This is a genomic window from Mesorhizobium sp. M0052 (genome assembly GCF_040323255.1).
Classification (GTDB): domain Bacteria; phylum Pseudomonadota; class Alphaproteobacteria; order Rhizobiales; family Rhizobiaceae; genus Mesorhizobium.
In genome coordinates, this window is record NZ_JAMYUS010000003.1 from 133,136 (window position 1) to 159,416 (window position 26,281).

Consider the following 26,281-nt stretch of genomic DNA (forward strand, 5'->3'; position numbering starts at 1 on the left):
CGTATGCGCGAAGGTGCCGTTCTGAGGCGAAAGCACAAGGCGGAATTAATTGCCGCCTGAGCGGCGAAAATCGCGAATTCAGGTCCTGGACGTGTGGCCTGAAACTTCGGCGCCTGCACCGGGCGGCAGCACGAGGAACCGCAACGCCGCCGCCAGCCCGATGGCGCCGATGACCAGGAAGGCGATGCGAAAATCGACGAGGTCGAGCGCCGGCCGGTGCCTGACGATCTGCGACAGGTTCAGAATGGCAGCCGCCACCGCTACGCCGAACAGCATCGACATCTGCTGCAGCATGGACGACAAAGTTGCCGCCGAGCTGCGCTGCGCCGCATCGATATCGGCGAAGGCCAGAGTATTCAGCGCTGTGAACTGCATCGAGCGCGTCAGGCCGGCGATCAGCATCAGCGCTACCACCAGCGCCTGCGGCGTCTCCGGCGAGATCGCCGCGCAGGCCATGATCGAGGCCGAGGCGATCAGGCCGTTGACGACCATGACCGTGCGAAAACCAAAGCGCCGCAGCGTCGGCGTCGTCACCGTCTTCATGCCGAGATTGCCGAGGAAGTAGGCCAGGATCATCAAGCCGGCATCGACCGGCGAAAGGCCAAAGCCGACCTGAAACAGCAGCGGCAAAAGGAACGGCGTGGCGTTGATCGCCACGCGAAAAATGGTGCCGGCGGCAAGCGTCGAGATGGCGAAGGTCTGCACCCTGAACGCGCTGAGATCGAGCAGCGGATGCGGCGCGCGCCGGAGATGCCGCACCGCCAGCCAGCCGATGACGATGCCGGCGGCAATCAGCAGCACGGCGGGCAAAGCGCCGTCTTCCGGATGTGCGATGCGCTCAAGGCCGTAGAGCAGCAGCGCGAGCCCCAGCGACGTGAGGAAAAACCCCGGCCAATCCAGCGGCTTGGGATCGGCCGCGCGGTCGCCCGGAATGAAGCGCGCGACCAGCGCCAGCCCGACCAGCCCAAGCGGGATGTTGATGAAGAAATTCCAGTGCCAGGAGAGATAGGTTGTGATGAAGCCGCCAAGCACCGGCCCGACCACGGGCGCAAACAACGCCGGCCAGGTGATCAGCGCCGTGGCGTTGAGCAGCTCCGACTTCGACGCATTGCGCAGCACCAGAATGCGCCCGACCGGCGTCATCAGCGCGCTGCCCAGGCCTTGCACGACACGGGCGGCAACGAACTGAGGCAGATTTTGCGAGAAGCCGCAGGCCAGCGAGGCCAGCGTGAACAGCACAATCGCCAGCAGGAAGATGTTGCGCGCGCCGAAGCGGTCGGCAAGCCAGCCCGACAGCGGCACGAACACCGCCATGGTCAGCATGTAGGCGGTGATGCCGATGCTCATCGCCACCGCCGTCACGCCGAAGGATTGTCCCATCTGCGGCAGCGAGGTCGAGATGATCGTCGAATCCAGCAGCTGCATGAAAAACGCGATGGCAACGATCAACGCCACGCGCCGCGCATTGCTGGCGGTTGCGGCGGAGGCCTCGGTGTCGGGAACGGCAGTCATAGCGAACCGCGTTGAACAGCATATGGCTGGCCCCGTCCAGAGCTTATCCAACAAACTTCCGTGTCGGCTCGCAGCCTGTTATGGATGGGCGGGCGGCCAAGGACATTGCATGAAGCCTATCTATATCGACTACCTCAATGCCCTAGATATCGAAGCCCTGGAGATGACCGACGGCGAAATCATTGCCGCTGTCGAAGCCGGGCTTATCGCGCAAGGCAATGGCCAGACGGTGATCGAGCCGCGCGTCCATCTTGAACCCGACCCTTCCTTCCATGGCCATTTCAACGTTCTGCGCGGCTACGTTGCGCCGCTCGATACGGCGGGCGTGAAAATCGTCGGCGACTATGTCGACAATTATCTGCACGGGCTCCCTTCAGAATTTGGCATTCTAAACCTGTTCGATCCGCGCACCGGCACGCCGCGCGCCATTCTCGACGCCACCGTCATCACCGACATGCGCACCGGCGCCGTCACCGCTATCGGCGCCAAACATCTGGCGCGCAAGAACTCCAAGGTGCTGGCCCATATCGGCGCACGTGGCACCGCCTATTGGAATGTCCGCCTGCTCGACCATCTCTTCGACTTCGACGAGATCCGCGTTCATTCGCGCCGCCCGAAAAGCCGCGACGGCTTCGCTGCCAAACTCTCGGCCGATCTCGGCAAGAAAGTTACCGCGGTTGCCGACTGGGAGAGCTGCGTCAAGGGCGCCGACATCGTCGTCGAGGCCTCGCGGCTGCCGGAGCCGCAGCCGCTGCTCAAGACCGAATGGATCAAGCCCGGTGCGCTGGTCGTGCCCTATGGTACGATGAGCGCGGTGGAGCTGTCATTGACCGACATCATGCAGAAAATGGTCGTCGACGACTGGGGCCAGTGCAAAGGCGGCAAGTTCGGCTCGCTGCGCGCCCATGTCGAGACCGGGCGGCTGGGCGAAGCGACGCTGCACGCCGAGCTCGGCCAGATCGCTGCCGGTCTCAAGCCGGGACGCCAGAGCGACGACGAGACGATCCTGTTCTGGCATCGCGGCCTGTCGCTGTCCGACATTGCGCTGGGCAAGGCGATGCTGGCCAAGGCTGCTGATAAAGGCATCGGCCAGAGGCTGCGCTTCGCATGAGCGCGCTCGTCCTCACCGGCGCCGGCGTCAGCGTCGAGGACGTTGCGCAGGTCGCCCGCGGCGGCCGCAAGGTCGAGGTTGAACCGACAGTCATCGAGAGGCTCGACAAAGCGCGAAAAGTGCTCGATCAGGTCGCCGCGTCCGGTCAGCAAATCTATGGGCTCAACACCGGGCTCGGCGCCAATCTCGGCACATCGGTCGAGGGCGATGCCAGCGCCTTCCAGCGCCAGTTGCTGGAAGGGCGAAGCGGCGCTGTCGGCGAACCGTTGCCCCAAGAGGCGGTGCGGGCGACCATGCTTGCGCGCGCAGCGATGCTGGCAGTCGGCGGCTCCGGCATTTCGCCGGCGGCTTTCACCGCCCTTGTCGATGCGCTCAATGCAGGCGTGCATCCGGTAATGCCGCAGTTGGGCTCGATCGGCGCCGGCGATCTCGTGCTGATGGCGGCGCTCGCCCGTCTGCTGACCGGCGACGGCGAAGCTGACTATCAGGGTCGGCGCATGCCGGCGGCCAAGGCGTTGATGATGGCGCGGTTGGCTCCGATCAGCCTGGCGCCGAAAGACGGCCTGTCGCTGATCAACGCCTCGGCGGTATCAGCCGGCACTGGCGCGTTGGTACTGGCCGACGCGCTGTCGGCCTTTGCGCAACAGCAGCAGGCCGGCGCGCTGACCATGGAAGGGTTTGGCGCCAACCGCACCATCCTCGATCCGCGCCTGCATCTGGCGCGGCCGGCAGCCTGCCAGCAACTCGCGGCCAAGGGCCTGCGCGACCTGCTTGCCCGTGACGAGGAGCCGGCGCCGACCACCTTGCAGGACCCGTTGTCGATCCGCTGCATGCCGTCGATCCATGGTGCATTGATCCAGGCGATCGATCAGGCGCGGCTGGCGCTGGAGATCGAACTCAATGCCGCCGCCGACAATCCGCTGGTGCTGGGCGATGACGGGCTGGTTCTGTCGACCGGCAATTTCCACACCGCATCGCTGGCGCTTGCCTTCGAGACGCTCGGCCTGGCGATCGCGCAATGTGCCGCGGCAAGCGTTGCCCGCTTCATCCAGCTCGCCGGCTCCGGCCGCAACGGCCTGCCAAAATATTTGTCACCGGTCGGCGGCGCCTCGGCCGGTTTCGTGCCGCTGCAAAAGACCGCAACGGCAATCCTGGCCGGCATCCGCCACAAGGCCAATCCGGTGATGCTGGATTTCCTGGCCGTGTCCGAAGGCGTAGAGGACCACGCCACGCAGACGCCGCTTGCCGTGTCGAAATGCGCCGGGATGATCGCGCTGTGGCGACGGCTGATCGCCTTCGAACTGATGGCCGCCGCACAGGCCGTGGACCTGCGCGACGGTCTCAAGCTGGCGCCCGGCACAGCAGCGGTCCATACCGCGGTGCGCGCGCATGTAGCGATGCTCAGGGAGGACCGGCCGCTGGGAACGGATGCCGAGGTGCTCCATGCCATGCTCGCTGACGGAACATGGCAAGGTGCAGCGATGATCGGCAAGGAGGCCGAGTAGTTAGCCCTTTGCGTCCACCCGTTTCATGAACAGGCTGAGCTCGGCCGGATCCATGCGCACGACATGCCTGTCTTCCGGATAGGCGCCGCTATCGACGTCGGCAACGTACTCGGAAAACGCCGCGACGCGTTCCGCCTGCAGACGATCGTACTCGGCGGCGAAGTTGCGGTAGACCTTGGAATGGCGCGGCATGTGGCCCCGGTTCTGGCCAAGAATATCGTCGGCAAACAGATATTGCGCGTCGCAGCCGGTGCCCGCACCCATCGACAGCATGATCAGCGAGGTCCGTTCCGAGATCGCCTTCGCCACCTCGATCGGCACCACTTCGATCTCGGCGCCGAGAGCTCCAACGGCCTCATACTGCTTGACCGCCTCAAAAATCTGCATGGCGGTGTCGGCGGTCTTGCCGACGGCCTTGAAGCCGCCGGTCCAGGTGGCGCGGGACGGAATGAGGCCGACATGGCCGATGACGGGGATCGCGTCGTCGGCGAGCCGCTTCACGGTGGCGAAACCGGCGCTGCAATAAACGGCGTCGGCGCCGGCCTTGTAGAGCCGGAACGCCCAGCGCAGGAAATCGTCCGCCGTGCCGATCTCATAAAAATTCTCGCCCGGCATGGTGAACAGGCTGGGCGCCGCATCGCGATACTCAGGGTTGAGCACCAGCTCGGGCGGCACCGAGACGATATCGACCCCTGCCCGCTCGGCAGCCTCGGCCTCGTCCATGGTCAGGACGCGCAGCATGGTCAGCTGGCGCTTGCCCTTCATGGCGCGCAGATCGGCGACGGTCGGTCTCTTTCGGCTCATCGGGATGTCCCTGTTGGCTGGTTGCTTTTCCCGGTCACCTTACCGGCCCCGTAACAGGCCGGATAGAAGGCGGGTGGTTTATTCGCTACTCGGCCGCCGCCGACATATCGAGCTCGTGAAATTCACCGCGATAGGGCCGCGCCGTCGGCGGCAATTCGCGCTTGAGGAAATAATCCTCGTACCGCAGCTGCTTCAGCAGCACCGGCCAGACCTCGCGATAGGCATGCCACATGGACGGGTTCGCCGCCGGCAGGTCGTGCTTGACCAGCTCGTGCAGCCTCGGCAGCGCATGGTAGGGCACCATCGGAAACATGTGATGCTCGACGTGGTAATTCATGTTCCAGTAGATGAAGCGGCTGACCGGGTTCATGTAGACGGTGCGCGTGTTCAGCCGGTGGTCGACGACATTGTCGGCCAACCCGATATGCTGCAGCAGGCCGGTCAGAACCATGTGCCAGCTGCCATAAAAACGCGGCAGGCCGATCAGCACCAGCGGCAGCCATGAACCCAGCGCGATCGCGAGGGCGATCGTCGCAACGTACACGGCGACATGCCAGCGCGCCGCCGTGATGGCCTTGCCCTGTTCGGTCTCAGGAATGTAGCTCTTTTCGTCGTCCGACAGCTTGCCCAACGCCTGGCGCGCCAGGATCGGCAGCGAATAACGGAAATCGAGAATGCCGGTGAAGGCAAGCGCCGCCTTGACCAGATTTGGCGGCCGCATTACCGCGATCTCGGCGTCACGGCCGACGATGATCGTGTCGGTGTGATGCCGCGCATGGCTCCAGCGCCATTGCACCGGATTGCGCACCACCATGAAGCTGGCGATTTCGTAGATCGCATCGTTCATCCAGCGTGTGCGGAAGGCGGTGCCATGGCCGCATTCGTGCCAGCGCGAATCGCTCGACGATCCATAGAGCACGCCATAGACGAGCAGGAACGGCACCACCCACCACGTGCCCCAGAACCACACGATGCCGGCGGCCGAGCCCAGGATGGCTGCGATCCAGATCACTGTATCGCGGATCGCCGGCCCGTCGGAGCGCTGCATCATTTCCTTCATTGCCTTGCGCGGCACGTCGGTGTGATACCACTCGGCCGAGGCCAGCCCGGTCTCGATCGCCCGGCGGGTGCTTTCGCCGACCAGGCCGTAATCGCGCTTTGTCTTGGCCGCCGTCGCCATCACCGTCTCGCCTACCTCAAAGCCCGTTGGCGCGGAACTTCCCGTCGAGAAATGTTTTCGCCCGCGGCACGTCGTCCTCGGTCAGATGCTCGATGATAACAGGGATGTTCGGGTGCTTCTCACTGAGCCGCTGCAGATAGAGATCGTAATTCAGCGATCCCAGCCCGGGCGCCGGCAGCTCGATCTCGCCGACGCCGCGGAAGGTCAGCCCCTCATGCGCGTCCGCGTCGCCGATATCGGCATGCTTCTCGGTCTTGTCGCTGCCTGAGCGCTTGACGTCCTTGGCATGCGCGATCCGGATCTTGTCGGCCAGCGTGTCGAACACCTGGTTCAGCACCTGGTCCATGCGGTCGATATTGTGCGCCTCGAAATAATTGGTCGGATCCATCAGCAGGCCGAGGCCCGGATGGTCGACCTGCGCGAACATTTTGACCGTCTCCTCGACCGAACCGACGACATTGTTGACATAAGTTTCGAGCAGGAACACCGCGCCATGGTCGTAAGCCGTCTGGGCAAGATCCGAGATCACCTTGCGGCATTCCTCGAAGCCTTCCTCGGTCTTGTTTTTGGGATGATGCACCCAGTCGGATTCGGTGTTGTAGGTGCCGGTCTCCGAGATCACGTAGGGCGAGCCGAAGTCGCGCGCATTGCGGATGATTTCCTTGAGATAGCCGACGCGCTTCTCGCGCTCGGATTTGTCGGGATGGATGATGTTGGTGTAGCCCGAGATGCAGCAGACCGGCAGATTGTGGTCGCGAAACGTGTCGCGCACTGTCCTCGCCTTGTCCCCGGTGATCTGCCCGGCCGTGAGATCGACATCCCTGAAATGCATGTCGAGCTGCACCGTGTTGAAGCCGAGTGCACGGATGCGGCGGGCGGCCTCGGCGAGCTCATAGGGGAAATAGCCGGTGAATATACCTGCCTGCATCATGATGTGAACTTCTCCCTGTGAGCGATTCAGCCGCCACGCTATTCGGCGGCATGTTCAGTCGATCGATATCTCGGACAGCTTGACGGTGCGGCCTTGCGCCATCGAGCGGTAGCCGGCCTCGACCAGCGCCATCGTCTTGACGTTGTCGGCAACCGATAATGCCGGCGGCGCGCCTGTCTTTACCGCATGCTGCAATTGCTCCATCACGCCGATGAAGGCATGCGGGAACCACATCGTGTCCCAGCTCGGGCTGACCCACTTGCCATCCGTCGTCTCGGTCGACGCATAGGTCAGCGTCGAGGCAGCGCCTTTCGGCCAGCCGATGGTGCCCTTCGCGACACCCTTGGTGCCGTCGACGCGCCAGTTGATGTGCTGGTCGTCCTCATAGCCCTCCTGGCGCGGTCCGGACCAGACATCCTCCAACGACACGGCGAGCACGCCGGAGGGAAAGCGCAGCGTCGAGACGGTGATGCCGTCGCTATGCTCGAATGTCGTGCGCGGGTCCTTGCGTGTCAGCGTGGTGATTTCCGAGGGATCGCCGAACAGGAAGCGCAGCACGTCGAGATGATGCACGCTCATATTGGCGAGCGTCAGCCGGTCGTAGTCCTGAAGGAAAGTCTGCCAGTGCGGGATCGCATGCATGTCGATCTGCGCAAAGACGATGTCGCCCAGCGCGCCGCTGTCGATGATCTGCTTCAAGACGCGCATCGACTGGTCGTAGCGCATGTTCTGGTTGACCGAGAGGATCTTGCCTGACTTGGCTGCCTCGTCGCGCAGCTTCACGGCTTCATCGACCGACAGCGCCAGTGGCTTCTGCGCCAGGATCGCCTTGATGTGAGGCTGCTTCAGCGCATGGCGGATCAGCGCCGGCTGCAGATCGGGCGGAAACGCAAGGTCGACGATCTCGATCTCGGGATTCTCGATCAGTTGTTCCGGCGTGTCGTGGACGGTCGGAATGCTCCAGCGTGCAGCTACCTTCTCGGCGCTGGCCTTGGTGCGCGAGGCGATGGCGACGACTGGGAAACCGGCCTGCGCATAGGCGGCAAGATGGCATTCGGCCATGATCATGCCGGCGCCGATGCAACCGATCCGGTATTCGCTGGTGCGAACCCTCACATCCGGCTCGAAACCCTGGCCTGCCATCCATTCCTCCCTTGGACGACAGGATATAACGCCATGGCCGGCCCATCAGCCAAGGTCCGCTCCATCAATTCCCATCAGAACCATGCCGGGGTGACGGTGCGAACTAGTTTGCGGCAATCAGCACGGTGCTTTCCGGCGACCAGCTGAGCATTACATTCTGGCCCTCGGCCAGCCGGTCACTGCCGGTATTCTGGACGATGACTTTCAACGTCTGGCCGGCGCGCTCGACGAAATAGGTGCTGTTGTTGCCGGCGAAGATGCGCTTGGAGACTTGCCCCTTCAGCGTGTTGGCATTGCCGCTCGATGCCTCGGCATCGGTGGCGATACGAATGCGTTCGGGTCGCACGGCGCAGCTGGCCTTTGTGCCGGCGGCAAGCCGACCACCCACCCCGGCGGCAATCGCCGTGCCATCAGGCAGCCGGATGCCGTTGCCGGTCGCATCGCCGCGAAGGATATTGGCGTCACCGAGGAAGGTGGCGGCGAATTCACTCTTCGGCCGGTCGTAGATTTCCTCCGGCGGCCCTTCCTGCACGAGCCTGCCGTCCCGCAATATGCCGATGCGGTCGCTCATCGTCAGCGCCTCTTCCTGGTCGTGGGTGACGAAGATGGTGGTGATGCCGATCTCGCGCTGGATGCGCTTCAGCTCGATCTGCATGTCGACGCGCAGCGCCTTGTCGAGCGCGCCGAGCGGCTCGTCGAGCAACAGCACGCGCGGCTTGGTGACGATGGCGCGCGCCAGCGCCACACGCTGGCGTTGGCCGCCGGAGAGCTGGTGCGGCCGGCGCTCGCCGAGCTTGCCGAGCTGAACCAGATCGAGCGCGCGCTGCACTTCGGTGGCGATCGTCGCTTTCGTTTCGCCGCGCACCGACAGGCCGAAGGCGACATTATCGGCGACGCTCATATTGGGAAACAGCGCATAGTTCTGGAACACCATGCCGATGCGTCGCTTTTCGACCGGCACGCGTTCCACACTCTCACCGCCAATGGTGATGCGGCCAGTATCGGGAAAGTCGAAGCCGGCGATCTGGCGCAGCAGCGTGGTCTTGCCGCTGCCCGAGGGGCCAAGCAGCCCATAGAAACCGCCATCGGCGAAATCGATGGAGACGTCGTCCAGCGCCTTGTGCGCGCCAAAACTGCGGGAGACGTTCGATACCTGCACGCCGGCCATTATTTCTCTCCGCCGAATTTGAAGAAGCGCGCCGTGAGCAGCATTAGCGCCATCGACACGACGATGATGATGGTCGAGACCGCGTTGATCTCGGGCGTGAACCCCTTGCGGATCGCGGCGTAGATTTCGACCGGCAGCGTCGTCTGCCCCGGCGTCGCCAGGAAGTAGGAGACGACAAACTGGTCGAACGACACGGCAAATGCGAACAAGCCGCCGGCAATGACGCCGGGCATGATCCACGGCAGCGTCACACGCGCGGTCACCTGCCACTGGTTGGCGCCGAGCGAGCGCGCCGCCTCTTCCAGCTCCGGTGCAAAAGTCTGCAGCCGGGCCGAGACGACGACGATGACATAGGGCAGCGCCAGCGCCACATGGCCGAGCAGGATGGCTAACAGGCCGCGGCCAATGCCGACGCCGAAGAAGAAGATCAGCATCGCCGTGCCGGTGATCAGCCACGGAATGGCGATCGGCGGAAACAGCAGCGCCTGCAGCACTTTCTTGCCGCGGAAGTCGTAGCGGAAGAGCGCCAGCGAAGCGGCCGAGCCAAGCACCACTGAGATGAGCGTGGTGATGACCGCGATCTCGAGGCTGTTCCAGGTCGCCGCGATCAGCTGGTCGTTCTGCCAGAGCGAGGCATACCATTCCGTCGTCCATTCGAACGGCAATTGGTAGAAGGGCGAGACGTTGAACGACATCAGCGCCATGATGATGATCGGCAGATAGAGGAAGACGAGCAGCAGTCCGATGTAGAAGCGGCCTAGTCCTTCGATTATGCGGGTCGTCATCATCAAGCAGCCCTCCGCAGCACCGGCGAGGCAACCGCCAGGATCACCAGCACCACCGCCAGCAGGATGAAGGAAAGCGCCGCCCCCAGCGGCCAGTTGAAGGCGGCGACGAACTGGTCCTCGATCACAGTCCCGTAGAACGTGCCGGTGCGGCCGCCGAGAATGCGCGGCTCCATGAACGAGCCGACGACCGGCACGAAGATCAGTGCCGCACCTGCCACCAGGCCAGGCATCGACAGCGGGATGATCACCCGCTTCAGCACCTGCAGCCGCGAGGCGCCGAGCGAACGTCCGGCCTCGATCAGCGAGTCGTCGATGGCCTGCAAAGTGAGATAACAGGTCAGCACCATATAGGGCACGTAGGAGTGCACCAGGCCGATGATGATTGCGGGATAGGAATACATCAGGTCGATGTTGATCTTGAACGGCAGCACGGCGTTGAGCGCCGTGTCGAGGATGCCGCCCTCGCGCAGCACCATCGCCCAGGAGAAGATGCGCACCAGCCCGTTCGACCAGAACGGCAGGATGACCAGCAGGAAGATCGCCTCGCGGCTGCGCCCCTTCAGCACCTTGGCCAACACATAGGCTGCGGGATAACCGATGACGACGCACCACAAAGTCACTTCGAGGCCGAGCCGCAGCGAAGCGAGCAGCAGCGTCAGGTACAGGCTCTGCGAGAAGAAGGCGGCGTAATTGCCAAGGGTCAAGGCCCACGGCTTTCCCGACAGCGGCAGATCGGTCATGAAGGAGAAGAACACCATGGCCGAGAGCGGCAGGAAGATCGCCACCGTCAGCCAGAGATAGGCCGGCGCCAGCAGCGGCAGGGCCGATCTCAGCCCGCTGCGCGACGCGACCGCACCCTGTACCGCCATGATACCCTCCTCCCCAGGATTGAAGGGCCAGCCGGCGCCAACCGCCGGCTGGTCCGGACGTGAGCGTTACTTCACGTCGACTTTGAGCTGCTGCCACAGCGCCAGATAGGCCTCGCGCTGCGCGTCGGTGATCGGCGCCTGGAACTGGATGCGCTTGGCCACCTCGGGATCGCCCATCACCTTGCGGTTGAAGGAGTCTTCAGGCAGCGCTTCCACCGCCTTGGTGTTGGCCGACACCGGAGCGCCGACCTTGGTGACCCATTCGACATAGAATTTCGGATCGATCATCCAGTTGATGAAGGCCTGCGCACCTTCGACATTCTTCGAGCCCACCGGGATCGAGAACGCGTCGAGCCAGGCGACGGCGCCTTCCTGCGGAACGACCAGCGAGACCGGCAGCTTGAAGTGGGTCTTGGCGCGATCGGCCGAGCCGCTCCAATAGGTGCCGATGTCGATCTGGTTGGAGGCGACCATCTGGTTCCAGTCGTTCTCCGAGCTCCAGAAGGTCTTGATCTGCGGCATCAGCGAGGTCAGCTTGGTCTTGACCGCGTCCATATCCTTGATGTCGTTGATGTTCTGGCCGGTGGCGATGGCGCCGAACTGCACCGCTTCGACAGCGTCGTCGCGAATGACGACCCGGCCCTTATGCGCTGGGTCCCACATTTCGGCGATCGAGGTCGGTGGCTTGTCGAAGGACTTTTCGTTGATAGCCAGCGCCGTCAGGCCCCACACCCACGGCACGCCATAGACCTTGCCGTCATGGTCGAGCATCGGCGATTGCGCCTTGTCCTTGCTGATGTCGGCATAGTTCGGCAGCTTGGAGACATCGATCGGCTGGATCAGCTTTTCCGCCATCGCCTGATCGTTGAAAGCGGCGTTGATCATGACCACGTCATAGAGGCCCGGATTGGTGCGGATCTTGGTCAGCATTTCCTGTTCGGAATTGAAGAAGTCGTTGACGACCTTGTTGCCGGTCGCCTTTTCGAAGGCTTCGATCGCCCACGGCTCGTCGGCGCCGTAGCCCTTCCAGTTGAGCACATGCACTTCGGCGGCACTGGCGGCCAGCGTGAGCGCGGAGGTGATGACGGCGGTCGCCGTCAGCAGGGCAGTCAGTCTTGGCATGCGCATGTTCGTTCCTCTCTTGTTTGCCCGCTTGGCGGGTCAGGCTGTCTGATGGGCCTTCTGGTTCTGGCCCGGCTCGCCCGTGGCGGCCTGGCTCAGGAAAGTCTGGATCTCGCTGTCGGTCGGCGCCGATGAGCCGCCATGGCGGGTGACGGAAAGTGCTGCCGCCGCATTGGCATAGCGCGCCGCCTCGAAGGGATGCACGCCGCGCGCGAGTGCACTGACGAAACCGCCGATATGGGTGTCGCCGGCGCCATTGGTGTCGATGGCATCGACCTTGAAGCCGGCAATGGTCTGCGTCTCGCCATTGACCAACCTCACGAAACAGCCCTTGGCGCCGGCGCGGATAACGACGCCTTCGGCCTTTGGGCAGTGGTCGGCGAGCAGCCGGGCGGCGAGTGCCTCGACATCGCCTTGCCCAGCGATCTCGACCGCTTCCGTCATGTTGCAGCTCAGCCATGTCGTACGGGCAAGCACCCGCGACAGGATGGGACGTGGGATATCCGCGATGACCGGCGTTGGATCGAAAACGAAGGGAATGTTTTCTGGCAGCGCCTCGATCCAGTCGGTCAGCGCGTCGCGGCTGCCGGAATAGCTCAGCGTATAGCCCGACGTGAACACCCAATCATCAGGCGCGACCACCACGGGCCTCATCATCTCGAGGCTGAGAATGCTCTCCGCACCGGGCCACGACACGAAGGTGCGCTCGGCATCCCCGGAGATCATGGCGACGCAATTGCCGCTGTCCATGACCGGCGATGGCGACGTCAGCGTTATGATGCCTTCGGCCGCAAACGCGGCGCGCAAAAAATCGCCATTCGGTCCGCTGCCGAGCTGGCCGCCGAACACCACCGTCATGCCGGTGCGGCTGGCCGCGACCATCATGTTGAAGCCGCCGCCGGCGACCTGCGCAAAGCTCGACGCGGTCTTCTCGCAGCCCGGCGCCGGCAAGGCGTCGATGCGGTAGACATAGTCGACGACGGCGCTGCCGATATGGACCAGACGCCCACTCATGCCGCGGCATCCTTGCTGGCCTTTGCCGTGCGCGCCGCGACGAGGTCTTCGGCAAGCGAGCGCACCTCCCCCATATCTATGCCGACGAGCCCGGCAATGTGTTGTTGCGGCAGTTGCGAAAAGCCGACGCAGGCGCCGGCCATGCCTGAGGCAATCGCGCCGATCGTGTCGGTGTCGCCGCCGAGATTGGCGCTGATGATTGCCGCTTGCCAGGGATCGCCCTGCGCGACTTCAAGCACGGCGAAAGCTGCCGGCACGGACTCCTGGCTGGCCACACCGGTGCCGACGAGATCGGTGATGAGCCCGATCGCATCCCGCATGGTCTTGCCGCGCACGAGCTCCTGCGCCCAGGCGATACGCGCGGCGATATCGCCACCAGTCACCCAATGTCCGAGCCGGGCGCCTCGCCGCGCGGCTGCTACCGCGCTGTCGGAAGCGGCACGCCAGTCGCCACCGGCGACGCCGTGGCTGGCGGCGGCGGCAACTGCTGCGGCCGAAGCGATGGCGATCGAAGTGTTGTGCGTGGCACGGCAAGTTTCGGCCACCTTGGCGACGAAAGCGTCGAGCGGTTCCAGCGGCATCATGATGCCGACCGGCGCGATGCGCATGGCCGCGCCATTGGTGTCGCCCCGGCTTCCCGCCTCTTCCGCCGGCACGCCGTCATTGATGGCGTCGATGGCGCGCTTGGTCGATGGTCCCAGCAGGTCATAGCTGCCGCGCGCCTTGACCTCGCGCTCCCAGTCGAGCAGTGCGTTCACCCAGCGCGCATGATCGAAGCGGTCGCCGGACTGGACCAGAATGCGACCAAGCAGCAGCGCCTGTTCGGTATCGTCGGTGATGGTGCCGGCAACGAGCCCCTTCGACACCGGATGATCGGCAAACGGCGCCACGAAATCCTCGACATGGCCGTATAGCTCGGCGATCCGCGCCGGCGACAGAAGCTGCGTCGGCATGCCCAGCGCATCACCGAGCGCCCCACCGACAAGCGCGCCCATGGCGCGATCGAGCGTGTCGTTGGTTCTGTCCGGCATCGCTCAAAACTTCATATGCAGCGCGAAATGCGCCGGGTTGAGCAGGCTGGTTACATATTCGATCGGCCGGTCGTCAGCCGCACGCGTCAGCCGGCGTCCGCGCAGGAACGGCGTGCCTTGCGGGCAGCCGAGAATGGCGGCGTCTTCGGCATTCAGCATCTCGATGCCCACCCATTCCTCGCCATGGTCTGGGATGAGGCCGGCGGCGCGCAGCGTCTGGTGCAGCGAGCCTTCGCGCAGGCCACGCAGCGGCACGTCCTCCAGTTCGGGCGACAGCGGCAGGCGGCTGCGTTCGATGGAGATCGCATGGCCGTCGCTGGCATTGGTGCGCACCCGGTCGACGGCGATGAAGAACGGGCTTTCGATGCCAAGGAGCGCGGCAAGCTCGGCATCCTCGATCACTTCAAGCCGCAGCGTCCGGGTCTCGGCATTGGCGCCGGCATTGGCCAGTGCCCGCGACCAGCCGATGGCGTCGTCGACCGGCTTGCCGTCGAAGGTGACGAAGGAGCCGATGCCGACCTTGGTCGTGATCAGCCCGCGGCTGGACAGCTCCTCGAGGCCCTTGCGGACCGTGTTGCGGCTGACGGAAAAGCGCTGGACGAGTTCGTTCTCGCTTTGCAGGCGGTCGCCGAAGCCAAGCACGCCGGAGCGGATCTCATGTTCGAGAACGGTGGCGATCTGCTCGGGCTTGCCCGTGCCGGGAGAAAGGTGAACCGCGCGCCGCTTCATATGGGTACCTGTTCAGTAAACCTGTATAGTCCTGTTCGATATTGGAGTTGAAGGGCGACGTCAACGATATATTTGGATTCACGCATATGCGTTGTGCTCAGGTGCCCCGGGCATCGTTTGTTCGCATGGCGACGCTAACCGCGCAGGGCGTCCCGTCTCCGAGACAGAGCGGGGGCAGCGCTTCCCTCAGGCGATTAGCCTTGCGCTCACACGAAGAAAAATTCCTCAATCCGTTGCTTGGCCGTCCGCAGCGCTGGCAGGATATCCCGCTCCATCGCCTCGACGGAGAACCGCGCCGACTGCGTCGAGACGTTGATCGCCGCCACGGTCTTGCCGGCGCGGTCATAGATCGGCACCGCTATCGAGCGCAGGCCAAGTTCCAGCTCTTCATCGACGACGGCAAAGCCATCCGCCCTCGCCGCGTCGATGGCCTTGGCCAGCGCGGCGCGGCTGGTGATCGTCTTCGGCGTGCGCCGTTCGATCCTCGCCTCTGCAAGCAAGGCCTTCAGCTCATCCGCGCCCAGCCCCGCAAGCAGGACGCGCCCCATCGAGGTGCAATGCGCCGGCAGCCTGGTGCCGACATCGAGCGAAACGCTGAGGATGCGGCGGCCAGGAATGCGCGCGACATAGACGACTTCCTCGCCCGACAGCACCGCCGCGTTACAGGCCTCGTCGAATTGGCCCGCGACGTCGCGCATGATGGATGCCGCGAATGTCCACAGCGAGGCGCCGCCGAGCCAAGAGCGCACGATGGCGAGCAGGCGCGGCGACAGCGAAAACTGCCGGCCGGATTGCGTGGCATAGCCGGTCGCGGTCAGCGTCAGCAGGAAGCGACGCGCGCCGGCGCGGGTCAGCCCCGCCTCCTCCGCCATTTCGGTCAGCGTCATCCCGGCCGGATGCCGGGCCAGTATCTCCATGACTGCAAGGCCGCGCTCCAGCGAGCCGACATGGTCGCGCGTCTTTGCCTTGTCCTCCATGCGGCCTCCGCAAGACAATGCGCCGCCTTGACTCGTCTCGGCGGCGCGATGTAAAAATATCTCATACAAAACAAATGTTCGCAATACGAACTTTTTGAACTTCGGAGTTCTTGGCGATGGTCAATTTCCTGCCGCTCAAACAGGCCGTGGCTGAGAACCTGCATGATGGCGATACGGTCGCCTTCGAAGGCTTCACGCATCTGATCCCGACGGCGGCGGCGCATGAGGCCATCCGCCAGGGCTTTCGCGACCTGACGCTCATCCGCATGACCCCCGACCTGATCTACGACCAGATGATCGGCATGGGCATGGCCAAGAAGATCATCTTCTCCTATGTCGGCAATCCCGGCGTCGGCCTGCTGCGCCGCGCCCGCGACGCCATCGAGAACGGCTTCCCCCGGTCGATCGAGATCGAGGAGCACAGCCATGCCGGCATGGCCAACGCCTACGAGGCGGGAGCTGCCGGCCTGCCTTGCGCGGTGTTCCGCGGCTATCGCGGCGCCGGGCTGGCGGCAGTCAATCCCAACATCCGCTCGGTCACCTGCCCGTTCACCGGCGAGGTGCTTGCCGCCGTTCCTTCCATCCGACCGGACGTGACCTTCATCCACGCTCAGAAGGCCGACAAAAAAGGCAATGTTCTGGTCGAAGGCATTATCGGCATCCAGAAGGAAGCGGTGCTCGCGGCCAAGCGCGCCGTGGTGACGGTAGAGGAAGTCGTCGACAATTTCGACGACCTGCATCCCAACCTCACCGTGCTGCCGCGCTGGACCATCGCTGCGATCTCGGTGGTATCAGGCGGTTCGCATCCCTCCTACACGCACGGCTACTATGCCAGGGACAACGCCGCCTATCTCGAATGGGACGACATCGCCGCCGACCGTGAAAAATTCCAGACCTGGATGCAGGCCAATGTCCTCGATCGCACGGCGGACGATTTCGCCGGCCGCGTAAAGCATCTGAGGAGCGCGGGATGAGCGGCTTTACTCCCAATGAGATGATGACGATTGCCGCCAGCCGAGCCCTGAAAAACGACGATGTCTGCTTCGTCGGCATTGGCGCGCCGTCAGCCGCCTGCAACGTCGCGCGGCTGACGCATGCGCCCGACATCACGCTGATCTATGAAAGCGGCACCATCGGTACCGCGCCCGATGTTTTGCCGCTGTCGATCGGTGACGGCGAACTTTGCGACACCGCCGTCACGACCGTCTCGGTGCCGGAGATGTTTCGTTACTGGCTGCAAGGCGGCCGCATTTCGATCGGTTTCCTCGGTGCCGCCCAGCTCGACAAGTTCGGCAACATCAACACCACCATCATCGGCGACTATGCGCATCCCAAGACCCGCCTGCCCGGCGGCGGCGGCGCGCCGGAGATCGCCACCTCGTCGAAGGAGATCTACATCACCATGGCGCAGTCCAAGCGCGGCATGGTCGAGAAGATCGACTTCTTCACCTCCTTTGGCCATGGCGATGGCGGCGATCACCGCCAGCGCCTAGGCATCGACACCGCTGGACCGACGCTGCTGATCACCGACCTCGCCATCTGGAAGCCCGACCCGATGAGCAAGGAATTCACCGTGGTGTCGCTGCATCCCGGCGCAACGCGGCTTGAGGTGCAGGACAGCTGCGGCTGGATCGTAAAGTTCGCCGAGGCGCTTGACGAAACGCCGGCGCCGACGGAACTCGAGCTGACGACATTGCGTGACCTGCAGGCCCGCACCAAGGCGGCGCATGAGGGAAGCGGAAAAGAAAAGGCTGCATGACATGACCGAGGCATTCATCTGCGATTACATCCGCACCCCGATCGGCCGTTTCGGCGGCTCGCTGTCGTCGGTGCGGGCCGACGATCTCGGCGCCATTCCGCTGAAGGCGCTGGTCGAGCGCAATTCCGGCATCGACTGGCAGGCCATCGACGACGTCGTCTATGGCTGCGCCAACCAGGCCGGCGAGGACAATCGCAATGTCGCGCGCATGTCGCTCCTGCTCGCCGGATTGCCGCAGGAAGTGTCAGGCTCGACCGTCAATCGCCTCTGCGGGTCCGGCATGGACGCGCTCACCATCGCCGCCCGCGCCATCAAGGCGGGCGAAGCCGAGTTGATGATCGCCGGCGGCGTCGAATCGATGAGCCGCGCCCCCTTCGTCATGCCCAAGGCCGAGACCGCCTTTTCGCGCCATGCCGAGATCCACGACACCACCATCGGCTGGCGTTTCATCAACCCGCTGATGAAGAAACAGTATGGCGTCGATTCCATGCCGGAGACCGGCGAGAACGTCGCCGAGGATTTTTCAGTGTCGCGCGCCGACCAGGACGCCTTTGCCGTGCGCAGCCAGGACAAGGCCGTCGCGGCACAGGCCAATGGCCGGCTGGCGAAGGAGATTACCCCGGTGACGACCCCACAGAAAAAGGGCGATGCGATTATCGTATCGAAGGATGAGCATCCCCGCGCCGGCACCACGGTCGAGTCGCTAGCCAAATTGCCGACGCCGTTCCGCCAGGGCGGCACCGTCACCGCCGGCAACGCGTCCGGCGTCAATGACGGCGCGGCAGCGCTGATCATCGCCTCCGAAGCGGCTGTGAAAAAATACGGCCTGACGCCGATCGCCCGCGTCCTCGGCGGCGCTGCTGCCGGCGTGGCGCCACGCATCATGGGCATCGGCCCTGCCCCGGCGACACAAAAGCTCTGCGCCCGCCTCGGCCTGACACCGCAGCAATTCGATGTCATCGAGCTCAACGAAGCTTTCGCCTCCCAAGGCATCGCCGTGCTCCGCCAACTCGGCATCTCCGAGGACGCGGAGCACGTCAACCCCAATGGCGGCGCCATCGCGCTTGGTCATCCCTTGGGCATGTCGGGCGCGCGCATTGCAGGCACGGCTGCGCTGGAACTGCGCGAGCGCAGCGCCCGCTATGCGCTGGCCACCATGTGCATCGGCGTCGGCCAGGGCATCGCGGTGGCGCTCGAACGGGTTTGAGTTTGCACCGCCCTTAATAGGGCAAACCGACATAGTTTTCAGCCAGCGCGGTCGACGCCGCTTGCGAATGCACGAGATAGTCGAGCTCGGCTTCCTGGATGCGCTGGCCGAACTCGCCCGTATCGGGAAAGCGGTGCAGCATCGTCGTCATCCACCAGGAGAAGCGCACCGCCTTCCACACTCTGGCCAGCGCCTTGGCTGAATAAGCGTCGAGCCCGCTTGGTGATTTGTCCAGATAGAATTCGCGAAGCCCAGCAAAGAGATAGCGCACATCGCTGGCGGCGAGGTTGAGCCCCTTGGCGCCCGTCGGCGGCACGATATGGGCGGCGTCGCCGACCAGGAACAGCCGGCCGAAGCGCATCGGCTCGGCGACGAAGGAGCGCAGCGGCGCGATTGATTTTTCGAAGGACGGGCCGGTAACGACCGCGGCTGCGGTCTGTTCCGGCAGGCGACTGCGCAATTCGTCCCAGAAGCGACCGTCGCTCCAGGCGTCGACCTGTTCGTCAGCCGGGACCTGCACATAGTAGCGGCTGCGATGCGTCGACCGCATCGAGCACAGCGCAAAGCCCCGCTCATGGTTGGCGTAGACCAGTTCGTGATCGGCCGGCGGCACTTCGGCCAGCACGCCGAGCCAGCCGAAGGGATAGGTCCGCTCGAAGGTTTTCAGCGCCCGCCCAGGCGCCGATTTGCGGCTAACGCCGTGATAGCCGTCGCAGCCGGCGATGAAGTCGCAGTCGATGCAATGGCTGACGCCGTCCTTGTCGTAGGTGACGTAGGGCGCTTCGCCATCGAAACCATGCAGCGCGACGTTGGCCGCCTCATAGACGGTGGTCAGCCCGGCCGCCTCGCGCTTGTCCATCAGATCGTGCGTCACTTCGGTCTGACCATAGACGGTGACATGCTTGCCGCCGGTCAGTGCCGTGAGGTCGAGCCGGTGCAGGCCGCCGCCGAACGCAAGCGAGATGCCGGCATGCAGCAGGCCCTCGGCATGCAGCCTTACAGCTGCGCCCGCCTCTTCCAGCAACTCGACGGTGCCTTGTTCGAGCACCCCTGCCCGCACCCGGCCAAGCACATGCTCCCGGCTCGAACGTTCGAGGATCACCGTCTCGACGCCAATGGTGCCGAGAAGCTGGCCAAGCAGCAGCCCGGACGGTCCGGAGCCGACAATGACAATCCGGGTGCGCATCAGTGTCCCAGGCTTTCAATCTGTCCGGCGAGTTCGGCGGCGAGCCGTAGCGCAGCCGCGGTCGCAACCGCCATCTGCGGCAAGAGCAGCCATTCCAGCGTCCAGGCAGCACCGGAGCGCTCCTGCTCATGCACCAGCGCCTGATGCATGCCGGAAAGCTGGGTGGCGTTGAAGCGCGCCAGCGTCACCAGCACTTCCGCCTTCACCGGGTTCTGCTTGTGCGGCATGGCCGACGAGCCGCCGCCGCCGGATAGTTTGATCTCGGTGCCGCTCTGCGCCATCAGGGCGACGTCCTGGCCGAACTTGCCGAGGCTGCCGGTGATGAGCGACAGCAAACCGGCGAACTCGGCCAGCGCATCGCGCTGGTTGTGCCATTGCGGCGCATCGCCAAGGCCAAGCTTTGCGGCAAGGGCGGCGCGCACTGCGGGGCCTTTGTCGCCGAGCTTTTCCAGCGTGCCGGCGGCGCCGCCGAATTGCACTACCAGCAGACCCTTGGATTGCTCCGAGAGTCTCTGCTGATGCCGTTGCAGCGGCGTGCGCCACACCGCCACGCGGTCCGACGCCTGAATTGGGATCGCCGGCTGCATGCGCGTAATCGCTGTCAATGCACGGCTGCCAAAACGTTCTTCCAGCCCCACCAGCCGCAAAATGTTTTCAGTCAGCAGCAGGTCGAGATGTTCAATGAGCCGGCGCAGCCGAAGAACCAGGCCGGTGTCGATGACGTCCTGGCTGGTTGCGCCGAAATGCACGCCGGCGTCGTGCGGCGCGCCGACCGCTGCCTTCAACTGGCGCACCAGTTCGGGCACGATCACGCCATCCTTCGCCACACCGGCCCGCAGCCGCGCGGTGTCCGGCTTGTATGACAACAGGAGAGGTATAATCGCCGCGGCGGCATCCGTGCCGATAATCCCGCTTTCGGCTTCCGCTTGCGCCAGCGCGCGCTCGAAATCGAGCATGGCGGCGATTTCCGCATCCACCGAAAAATGCCGAGCCGCCTCCTCGTCGCCGAGCAGGCCGGAAAGCAGCGGATGGTCGAAGGGCGATACGGTCATGTGCTGGTTTCCTCCGTCAGCTGTCGAAGAAGACCGTTTCCTTCTCCCCCTGGAGATGGACGTCGAAAATATAGTTGTCGCCTTGCCGCTCGGCGATCAGCGTCGGCACGCGCACCTTGTGCTCGATGCGGGCCAGGATCGGATCCTCGGCATTGGCCTTGGCCTCGTCGGAGAAATAGAGCCGCGTGTGGAGGCCGATATTGATGCCGCGGGCGACGATCCACAGGCTGATATGCGGCGCCATCAGCCGGCCGTCGCCATACGGCACGCGTCCCGGCTTGATCGTCTGAAAACTGCACAGGCCGGTTTCCATGTCGGTCGGCTGACGGCCCCAGCCCTGAAAATCCGGATCGGCATCGCCGCGCAATTCGGCCGGCGAATTGTAGAAGCCATTGGCATCCGCTTGCCAGATTTCGATCAAGGCATCCCTGAGCGGCGTGCCGGTGCCGTCGAGCACGCGAATGCGCAAACCAACGCGGTCGCCCTTGGCGTTGTCGTTGAGCATCGTGGCGCCCAGGTCTGTCGGGTAGACGCCGCCGATACCACCGAAATTCGGCGTCAGCCCGATATGCACGTAGGGCCCCGCGGTCTGCGACGGGCTCTCCTTCAGCCGGGTCAGCGATTGCGCCATCAATTGCCCTCCGGCCGGTTTTCGAACAGCGCGGCACGGCGTCCGCGCAGCACGATGTCGAACTTGTAGGCGCGCGCGTCGAAGGGGATTGTCGCCTGCATATCGAGCGCGGCGACCAGCGTCTCGATCGCCGCCTTGTCGCGGATGCCGCGCACGATCGGGCATCGCCAGATCAGCGGGTCGCCCTCGAAATACATCTGCGTGATCAGCCGCTGTGCGAAGCCGTGGCCGAACACCGAGAAATGGATGTGCGATGGCCGCCAGTCATTGGGCCCGTTCGGCCAGGGATAGGGACCGGGCTTCACCGTGCGAAAGGCATAGCCGCCATCGGCATCGGTGATGGTGCGGCCGCAGCCGCCGAAATTCGGATCGAGCGGCGCGAGATAGCCGTCCTTCTTGTGGCGGTAACGGCCGCCTGAATTGGCCTGCCAGAATTCGAGCAGCGCGCCGGAGACGCCCTGGCCGCGCTCGTCGAGCACGCGGCCATAGACGATGATACGCTCGCCGATTGCGCTCTCGCCGGGCTTGGCGAAGTTGTGGGTCAGGTCATTGTCGAGTTCGCCGAGCATGGCGTGGCCGAACACCGGACCGGTGATTTCCGACGCCGTGTTGTCGAAGGCCAGCAGCGCCTTTTGCGGCGAGCGCAGCACCGAAGTCTTGTAGTCGGGCGTCAGCGCCGGCGGATGCCAGCCGCGGTCGCGCTGGAAGAAGGCTCCGCTCTCGGGCCTGCGGTTCGAGCCGGCATCAGCTGGCATGGCCAGCCCTGCTTCCGTCCATTTCCGAAAACACCTCCTTGGCGATCCTGAAGGCGCGGTTGGCGGCCGGCACGCCAGCATAGATCGCGACATGCAGGAACGCTTCGCAGATATCGTCGCGCGACGCACCGGTGTTGGCGGTGGCGCGCACATGCATGGCGACCTCTTCATCATGGCCAAGGGCGGCCAGCAGTGCCAGCGTCACGATCGAGCGTTCGCGCCTGCTGAAGCCCGGACGCGCCCACACAGTGCCCCAGGCTGCCTCGGTGATCAGCTCCTGGAACGGCCGGTCGAAATCGGTGACGGCATCCTCGCTGCGATCGACATGAGGGTCGCCGAGCACCGAGCGCCTGACGGTCAGCCCGGTTCGGTATCTGGTTTCGTTTTTGGGCAGTTCATCCATGGGTCTGCTTTCTCAGTGGAAGCGCCGCGACGAAATCGCGGATCAGGGTGGTCAGCGCCTCGGGCTGTTCGACGCAAGGGATGTGCGCGGCGTCACGAATGATTTCGAAATGTGCGCCTGGGATCAGATCGGCCAGCCAGCGGACGAGATCCGGCGGCGTCGAGCCGTCCTGGTCGCCAACGACGCAAAGCGTGGGCACCGCGATCGCCTGCGCGGCCTCGGTAAAATCGGCATCGCGCACCGCGGCGCAGGTGCCGACATAGCCGGCGACGGCTTGCCGGGTCATCATGTTCCAGTAGCCGTCGAGCTCGGCGACACGGTCCGCGTGGAAGGCAGGCGTAAACCACATTTTGAGCACGGCATCGGCGATGGCCTGGATGCCTTTGCTTTCGACCGTTTCGATGCGGGTGTTCCAGCTGTCGGCCGTGCCGATCTTGTGGGCGCTGTCGCACAGGATGAGGCCGTCGACGATTTCGGGGCGCCGGGCATAAAACCCTTGCGCAATCAGGCCGCCCACCGACAGGCCGCACAGCACCGCATTGTTCAGTTCGAAATGATCGATCAGGCCCGACAGATCATCGACATGCTCGTCGATCGAGCTGACGCCACCAATGTCGGACAGGCCATGGCCGCGCTTGTCGTAGACCAACACAGGCATTTCGCCACCCAGTTCGGACAACACCTCGTCCCAGATGCGGAAGTCGGTGCCCAGCGAATTGATGAACACGATCGGCCGCGCATTTCCCTTCGCCTTGAGATGGCGATGGTGCAGCGTGATGCCGCCAATGTTGACGAATGGCACGATTTCGATCCTCCGTGTTCACATTGCACAAGGCATTTGGTTTGGTAAAATGATATTTTGCGCCGTTTCATTAACTGCTAGGTTATGAGAACATGTCCGAAAGCCGCATAAGGTTCCGTCACCTGCAGGCATTCCTTGAGGTAGCGCGGCAAGGCAGCGTGGCGAGGGCGGCCGACTTTCTCCATGTCAGCCCACCGGCCGTGACCAAGACGTTGCGCGAATTGGAGGAGGCGCTTGGCATCGCTGTCGTCGAACGCGACGGCCGCGGCATCAGGGTGACGCGGCTTGGCGAAATCTTTCTCGGCCATGCCGGCACGGCGATCACGGCACTGAAGCGCGGCGTCGATTCCGTCCGCCAGGACGGCGCCATCAACCGGCATCCGATCCGCATCGGCGCGCTCCCGACAGTGTCGGCCAAGGTGATGCCACGCGCCATAAGCCTGTTCCTGAGTGAAAATACCGGTGCTGCGATCAAGATCGTCACCGGCGAGAACGCGGTCCTGCTGGAACAGTTGCGCGTCGGTGCGCTCGATCTCGTCGTCGGCCGGCTTGCGGCGCCGGAAAACATGACCGGCTTCTTCTTCGAGCATCTCTATTCCGAACCGGTGCTGTTCGTGGTGAGGGCCGGCCATCCGCTGCTGCAGCCGGGCCAGGACATCTTCGCCCGGCTCGATGAATTTCCGGTGCTGATGCCGACGCGGGAATCGGTCATCCGCCCGTTCGTCGACCGCCTGTTCATCACCAACGGCATGACGGCGCCTGCGACCGAGATCGAGACCGTCTCGGATTCCTTCGGCCGTGCCTTCCTGCGCCAAAGCAACGCGGTCTGGATCATATCGACAGGCGTCGTCGCCAACGAACTCTCCAGCGGCGCCTTCGTCGCCTTGCCCGTCAACACCGAGGAAACCAAAGGGCCGGTCGGCCTGACGATGCGGACCGACACTGCGCCTTCGCCGGCCTTCACCATCCTGCTGCAGACCATTCGCGAGGCGGCCAGCCAGAACGCCTGAGCACCTTTCGCCAATCTGGCGCAGAGCGGGCCTTCAGCCGTATTTCCATAACCTGTTGGTTAACGAAACACCGCAAAATATCATTTTACCAAACCAAAAACCTAGGGCACTGTGACGATGGGAGGATCGAAATCGTGCCGTTATCGGCATTGGCGGCGTTCCGCTGCCGCCTCAAGGCCTGCCGGGGCGATCTCCGATCTTAAGAACGGGCGGCATCGATTTTGAGCAGGCCGGCGGTGACCTCCAGGTGCCGTCAGGAAAGGGAGGAATACCAGCATGACCTCAAGCAAATCCGGCGTCTCGCGGCGCCAGTTCATCGCCACATCGCTCGCCGGCGCCGCGGCACTTGCGCTCAGCCGCGGCCAGGCATTCGCGCAGGCCGCCGACACGCTGAAGGTCGGCTTTGTCAGCCCGCGCACCGGGCCGCTCGCCGGCTTCGGCCAGACCGACGGCTATGTGCTCGATCTCGCCCGCAAGGCGCTCGCCAACGGCCTCGACATCGGCGGCAAGAAATACAGTGTCGAGATCATCGACCAGGACACGCAATCCGACCCGTCGCGCGCCGGCCAGCTCGCCAAGGACCTCATCAACAACCAGGCCGTCGACCTGATGCTGGCGGTGTCGACGCCGGAGGTGATCAACCCGGTCGCCGACGCCTGCGAAGCCGCCGGCGTGCCTTGCCTCTCCACCGTCATGCCGTGGGAGGCCTGGTATTTCGGCCGCGGCGCCAAGCCCGGCGAACCCTCGCCGTTCAAATGGACCTATCATTTCGGCTTCGGCGTCGACGAGTTCTTCCGGACCTACATCTCGCAATGGAACCTGATCGAGACCAACAAGAAGGTCGGCGTCATGTATCCCAACGACGCCGACGGCAATGCCATCCGCACCCATCTGGCGCCGTTGCTGGCAAAACAGGGTTTCACCATCGTCGATCCCGGTGCCTACGAGACCGGCACCACCGACTATTCCTCGCAGATCGCGCTGTTCAAGCAGGAAGGCATCGAGATCTTCAACTCCTTCCCGATCCCGCCGGACTTCGCCGCCTTCTGGCGCCAGGCCGCGCAGCAAGGCCTGATCAAGCAGATCAAGATCTGCCAGGTCGCCAAGACCGGACTGTTTCCATCCGACATCGAGGCGCTCGGCGATCTCGGCAACAAGATTTCGAGCGCCGCTTACTGGCACAAGGCCTTCCCCTACAAGTCGCCGTTGACCGGCGTGTCGGGAACCGAACTGGCCGACGGCTATGAGGCCGCAAGCGGCAAGCAGTGGACGCAGCAGCTCGGCGCCTCGATGTCGCTGCTCGACGCCGGCTTCGAGGCGCTGAAGGCAAGCACCGACGCCAAGGACAAGGCGGCCGTCGCCAAGGCGCTGAGCACGCTCAACACCGAGACCATGATCGGCAAGGTCGACTTCACCAGCGGCCCGGTCGCCAATGTCTCTCCCGGCCCGATCATCGGCACCCAATGGGTGGCGGCCAAGGAAGGCGGCAAATTCCCGCTCGACTACGTCGTGACCGAGAACGCCACCGACCCGAAGGTTCCGGTCGAGGCCAAGCTCCAGCCGTATAACAGCTGACGGTCGGTTACGGGGAT

26 protein-coding genes are annotated in these 26,281 nt (G+C 64.2%); 7 read left to right on the top strand and 19 right to left on the bottom strand.

Going from position 1 to position 26,281, the window contains the following annotated elements:
- Positions 1-78: 78 nt before the first annotated feature.
- Entirely contained in the window at positions 79-1,512 is a 1,434-nt protein-coding gene (locus tag NKJ77_RS04780) for a DHA2 family efflux MFS transporter permease subunit (RefSeq protein ID WP_023696221.1), read from the bottom strand.
- A gap of 109 nt (positions 1,513-1,621) precedes the next feature.
- On the opposite strand from NKJ77_RS04780, the gene NKJ77_RS04785 reads away from it, so the two are divergent.
- Together NKJ77_RS04785 and NKJ77_RS04790 are read left to right on the top strand one after the other, a co-directional pair.
- Positions 1,622-2,623 (top strand): ornithine cyclodeaminase family protein, encoded by a 1,002-nt coding sequence (locus NKJ77_RS04785; RefSeq protein WP_023829197.1) that lies wholly within the window; start codon positions 1,622-1,624, stop codon positions 2,621-2,623.
- Positions 2,620-4,128: an HAL/PAL/TAL family ammonia-lyase gene (locus NKJ77_RS04790; RefSeq protein ID WP_023815628.1), complete on the top strand. Its 1,509-nt coding sequence runs from the start codon at positions 2,620-2,622 to the stop codon at positions 4,126-4,128. Before NKJ77_RS04785 ends, NKJ77_RS04790 begins: the two co-directional genes overlap by 4 nt.
- Here the strand turns inward: NKJ77_RS04790 and NKJ77_RS04795 are convergent, their stop codons facing one another.
- From NKJ77_RS04795 to NKJ77_RS04850, 12 genes are all read right to left on the bottom strand, one after another.
- Positions 4,129-4,932, bottom strand: a complete 804-nt coding sequence (locus NKJ77_RS04795) for a 3-methyl-2-oxobutanoate hydroxymethyltransferase (RefSeq protein WP_023682254.1) — start codon at positions 4,930-4,932, stop codon at positions 4,129-4,131.
- An 85-nt stretch (positions 4,933-5,017) separates the two neighbouring features.
- A complete protein-coding gene (locus NKJ77_RS04800; RefSeq protein WP_023736018.1) occupies positions 5,018-6,112 on the bottom strand; it encodes a fatty acid desaturase family protein in 1,095 nt (364 codons plus the stop codon).
- 16 nt (positions 6,113-6,128) lie between these two features.
- Positions 6,129-7,043 (bottom strand): sugar phosphate isomerase/epimerase family protein, encoded by a 915-nt coding sequence (locus tag NKJ77_RS04805; RefSeq protein ID WP_023705643.1) that lies wholly within the window; start codon positions 7,041-7,043, stop codon positions 6,129-6,131.
- Positions 7,044-7,097: 54 nt separating this feature from the next.
- The gene (locus NKJ77_RS04810) at positions 7,098-8,186 is read right to left on the bottom strand and encodes a Gfo/Idh/MocA family protein (RefSeq protein ID WP_352534412.1); all 1,089 of its coding nucleotides are present in this window, start codon (positions 8,184-8,186) and stop codon (positions 7,098-7,100) included.
- 103 nt (positions 8,187-8,289) lie between these two features.
- On the bottom strand, positions 8,290-9,354 hold the full coding sequence (locus tag NKJ77_RS04815) for an ABC transporter ATP-binding protein (protein WP_352534414.1): 1,065 nt from the start codon (positions 9,352-9,354) through the stop codon (positions 8,290-8,292).
- The gene (locus NKJ77_RS04820) at positions 9,354-10,142 is read right to left on the bottom strand and encodes an ABC transporter permease (RefSeq protein WP_031197950.1); all 789 of its coding nucleotides are present in this window, start codon (positions 10,140-10,142) and stop codon (positions 9,354-9,356) included. Before NKJ77_RS04820 ends, NKJ77_RS04815 begins: the two co-directional genes overlap by 1 nt.
- The gene (locus NKJ77_RS04825) at positions 10,142-11,011 is read right to left on the bottom strand and encodes an ABC transporter permease (RefSeq protein WP_352534416.1); all 870 of its coding nucleotides are present in this window, start codon (positions 11,009-11,011) and stop codon (positions 10,142-10,144) included. Before NKJ77_RS04825 ends, NKJ77_RS04820 begins: the two co-directional genes overlap by 1 nt.
- Positions 11,012-11,077: 66 nt before the next feature.
- Positions 11,078-12,139, bottom strand: a complete 1,062-nt coding sequence (locus tag NKJ77_RS04830) for an ABC transporter substrate-binding protein (protein ID WP_352446103.1) — start codon at positions 12,137-12,139, stop codon at positions 11,078-11,080.
- A 33-nt stretch (positions 12,140-12,172) separates the two neighbouring features.
- Entirely contained in the window at positions 12,173-13,147 is a 975-nt protein-coding gene (locus NKJ77_RS04835) for a PfkB family carbohydrate kinase (protein WP_023690765.1), read from the bottom strand.
- Positions 13,144-14,178, bottom strand: coding sequence for an ADP-ribosylglycohydrolase family protein (locus tag NKJ77_RS04840; RefSeq protein ID WP_023696232.1), 1,035 nt, complete (start codon positions 14,176-14,178; stop codon positions 13,144-13,146). Before NKJ77_RS04840 ends, NKJ77_RS04835 begins: the two co-directional genes overlap by 4 nt.
- A gap of 3 nt (positions 14,179-14,181) precedes the next feature.
- Entirely contained in the window at positions 14,182-14,907 is a 726-nt protein-coding gene (locus tag NKJ77_RS04845) for a GntR family transcriptional regulator (protein ID WP_352534418.1), read from the bottom strand.
- A gap of 206 nt (positions 14,908-15,113) precedes the next feature.
- Positions 15,114-15,884 carry an IclR family transcriptional regulator domain-containing protein gene (locus tag NKJ77_RS04850; RefSeq protein WP_023690763.1) on the bottom strand — a complete coding sequence of 257 codons (771 nt, stop codon included), beginning with the start codon at positions 15,882-15,884 and terminating at the stop codon, positions 15,114-15,116.
- 116 nt (positions 15,885-16,000) lie between these two features.
- On the opposite strand from NKJ77_RS04850, the gene NKJ77_RS04855 reads away from it, so the two are divergent.
- Genes NKJ77_RS04855 through pcaF form a run of 3 tightly spaced genes read left to right on the top strand, consistent with a single transcriptional unit; the run spans position 16,001 to position 18,850 of the window.
- Complete coding sequence (locus tag NKJ77_RS04855) at positions 16,001-16,858, top strand: CoA transferase subunit A (RefSeq protein WP_023696235.1); 858 nt, start codon at positions 16,001-16,003, stop codon at positions 16,856-16,858.
- Entirely contained in the window at positions 16,855-17,643 is a 789-nt protein-coding gene (locus NKJ77_RS04860; protein WP_023739483.1) for a CoA-transferase subunit beta, read from the top strand. The genes NKJ77_RS04855 and NKJ77_RS04860 overlap by 4 nt, the downstream gene beginning before the upstream one ends.
- Before the next feature lies 1 nt (position 17,644).
- The gene (gene pcaF / locus NKJ77_RS04865; RefSeq protein WP_023830812.1) at positions 17,645-18,850 is read left to right on the top strand and encodes a 3-oxoadipyl-CoA thiolase; all 1,206 of its coding nucleotides are present in this window, start codon (positions 17,645-17,647) and stop codon (positions 18,848-18,850) included.
- 13 nt (positions 18,851-18,863) lie between these two features.
- On the opposite strand, the gene pobA is transcribed toward pcaF, so the two are convergent.
- Genes pobA through pcaD form a run of 6 tightly spaced genes read right to left on the bottom strand, consistent with a single transcriptional unit; the run spans position 18,864 to position 23,679 of the window.
- Complete coding sequence (gene pobA / locus NKJ77_RS04870; RefSeq protein ID WP_023830813.1) at positions 18,864-20,036, bottom strand: 4-hydroxybenzoate 3-monooxygenase; 1,173 nt, start codon at positions 20,034-20,036, stop codon at positions 18,864-18,866.
- On the bottom strand, positions 20,036-21,088 hold the full coding sequence (locus tag NKJ77_RS04875; protein WP_352534421.1) for a 3-carboxy-cis,cis-muconate cycloisomerase: 1,053 nt from the start codon (positions 21,086-21,088) through the stop codon (positions 20,036-20,038). The genes pobA and NKJ77_RS04875 overlap by 1 nt, the downstream gene beginning before the upstream one ends.
- A gap of 16 nt (positions 21,089-21,104) precedes the next feature.
- Entirely contained in the window at positions 21,105-21,719 is a 615-nt protein-coding gene (gene pcaG, locus NKJ77_RS04880; RefSeq protein ID WP_023696239.1) for a protocatechuate 3,4-dioxygenase subunit alpha, read from the bottom strand.
- Complete coding sequence (gene pcaH / locus NKJ77_RS04885) at positions 21,719-22,474, bottom strand: protocatechuate 3,4-dioxygenase subunit beta (RefSeq protein WP_023830815.1); 756 nt, start codon at positions 22,472-22,474, stop codon at positions 21,719-21,721. Before pcaH ends, pcaG begins: the two co-directional genes overlap by 1 nt.
- On the bottom strand, positions 22,464-22,877 hold the full coding sequence (gene pcaC / locus NKJ77_RS04890) for a 4-carboxymuconolactone decarboxylase (RefSeq protein WP_023668153.1): 414 nt from the start codon (positions 22,875-22,877) through the stop codon (positions 22,464-22,466). The genes pcaH and pcaC overlap by 11 nt, the downstream gene beginning before the upstream one ends.
- Positions 22,870-23,679, bottom strand: coding sequence for a 3-oxoadipate enol-lactonase (pcaD, locus tag NKJ77_RS04895; RefSeq protein ID WP_023830816.1), 810 nt, complete (start codon positions 23,677-23,679; stop codon positions 22,870-22,872). The genes pcaC and pcaD overlap by 8 nt, the downstream gene beginning before the upstream one ends.
- A gap of 92 nt (positions 23,680-23,771) precedes the next feature.
- Here pcaD and pcaQ point away from each other — a divergent pair, with 92 nt between their 5' ends.
- Complete coding sequence (gene pcaQ / locus NKJ77_RS04900; RefSeq protein WP_023685275.1) at positions 23,772-24,689, top strand: pca operon transcription factor PcaQ; 918 nt, start codon at positions 23,772-23,774, stop codon at positions 24,687-24,689.
- A 276-nt stretch (positions 24,690-24,965) separates the two neighbouring features.
- Complete coding sequence (locus NKJ77_RS04905; protein ID WP_023830817.1) at positions 24,966-26,264, top strand: ABC transporter substrate-binding protein; 1,299 nt, start codon at positions 24,966-24,968, stop codon at positions 26,262-26,264.
- The last annotated feature ends 17 nt before the right edge of the window (positions 26,265-26,281 follow it).

Coding starts and splice junctions, on each gene's coding strand:
- NKJ77_RS04780 (WP_023696221.1), bottom strand. CDS start 1,512: ATGACTGCCGTTCCCGACACCGAGGCCTCCGCCGCAACCGCCAGCAAT.
- NKJ77_RS04785 (WP_023829197.1), top strand. CDS start 1,622: ATGAAGCCTATCTATATCGACTACCTCAATGCCCTAGATATCGAAGCC.
- NKJ77_RS04790 (WP_023815628.1), top strand. CDS start 2,620: ATGAGCGCGCTCGTCCTCACCGGCGCCGGCGTCAGCGTCGAGGACGTT.
- NKJ77_RS04795 (WP_023682254.1), bottom strand. CDS start 4,932: ATGAGCCGAAAGAGACCGACCGTCGCCGATCTGCGCGCCATGAAGGGC.
- NKJ77_RS04800 (WP_023736018.1), bottom strand. CDS start 6,112: ATGGCGACGGCGGCCAAGACAAAGCGCGATTACGGCCTGGTCGGCGAA.
- NKJ77_RS04805 (WP_023705643.1), bottom strand. CDS start 7,043: ATGATGCAGGCAGGTATATTCACCGGCTATTTCCCCTATGAGCTCGCC.
- NKJ77_RS04810 (WP_352534412.1), bottom strand. CDS start 8,186: ATGGCAGGCCAGGGTTTCGAGCCGGATGTGAGGGTTCGCACCAGCGAA.
- NKJ77_RS04815 (WP_352534414.1), bottom strand. CDS start 9,354: ATGGCCGGCGTGCAGGTATCGAACGTCTCCCGCAGTTTTGGCGCGCAC.
- NKJ77_RS04820 (WP_031197950.1), bottom strand. CDS start 10,142: ATGATGACGACCCGCATAATCGAAGGACTAGGCCGCTTCTACATCGGA.
- NKJ77_RS04825 (WP_352534416.1), bottom strand. CDS start 11,011: ATGGCGGTACAGGGTGCGGTCGCGTCGCGCAGCGGGCTGAGATCGGCC.
- NKJ77_RS04830 (WP_352446103.1), bottom strand. CDS start 12,139: ATGCGCATGCCAAGACTGACTGCCCTGCTGACGGCGACCGCCGTCATC.
- NKJ77_RS04835 (WP_023690765.1), bottom strand. CDS start 13,147: ATGAGTGGGCGTCTGGTCCATATCGGCAGCGCCGTCGTCGACTATGTC.
- NKJ77_RS04840 (WP_023696232.1), bottom strand. CDS start 14,178: ATGCCGGACAGAACCAACGACACGCTCGATCGCGCCATGGGCGCGCTT.
- NKJ77_RS04845 (WP_352534418.1), bottom strand. CDS start 14,907: ATGAAGCGGCGCGCGGTTCACCTTTCTCCCGGCACGGGCAAGCCCGAG.
- NKJ77_RS04850 (WP_023690763.1), bottom strand. CDS start 15,884: ATGGAGGACAAGGCAAAGACGCGCGACCATGTCGGCTCGCTGGAGCGC.
- NKJ77_RS04855 (WP_023696235.1), top strand. CDS start 16,001: ATGGTCAATTTCCTGCCGCTCAAACAGGCCGTGGCTGAGAACCTGCAT.
- NKJ77_RS04860 (WP_023739483.1), top strand. CDS start 16,855: ATGAGCGGCTTTACTCCCAATGAGATGATGACGATTGCCGCCAGCCGA.
- pcaF (WP_023830812.1), top strand. CDS start 17,645: ATGACCGAGGCATTCATCTGCGATTACATCCGCACCCCGATCGGCCGT.
- pobA (WP_023830813.1), bottom strand. CDS start 20,036: ATGCGCACCCGGATTGTCATTGTCGGCTCCGGACCGTCCGGGCTGCTG.
- NKJ77_RS04875 (WP_352534421.1), bottom strand. CDS start 21,088: ATGACCGTATCGCCCTTCGACCATCCGCTGCTTTCCGGCCTGCTCGGC.
- pcaG (WP_023696239.1), bottom strand. CDS start 21,719: ATGGCGCAATCGCTGACCCGGCTGAAGGAGAGCCCGTCGCAGACCGCG.
- pcaH (WP_023830815.1), bottom strand. CDS start 22,474: ATGCCAGCTGATGCCGGCTCGAACCGCAGGCCCGAGAGCGGAGCCTTC.
- pcaC (WP_023668153.1), bottom strand. CDS start 22,877: ATGGATGAACTGCCCAAAAACGAAACCAGATACCGAACCGGGCTGACC.
- pcaQ (WP_023685275.1), top strand. CDS start 23,772: ATGTCCGAAAGCCGCATAAGGTTCCGTCACCTGCAGGCATTCCTTGAG.
- NKJ77_RS04905 (WP_023830817.1), top strand. CDS start 24,966: ATGACCTCAAGCAAATCCGGCGTCTCGCGGCGCCAGTTCATCGCCACA.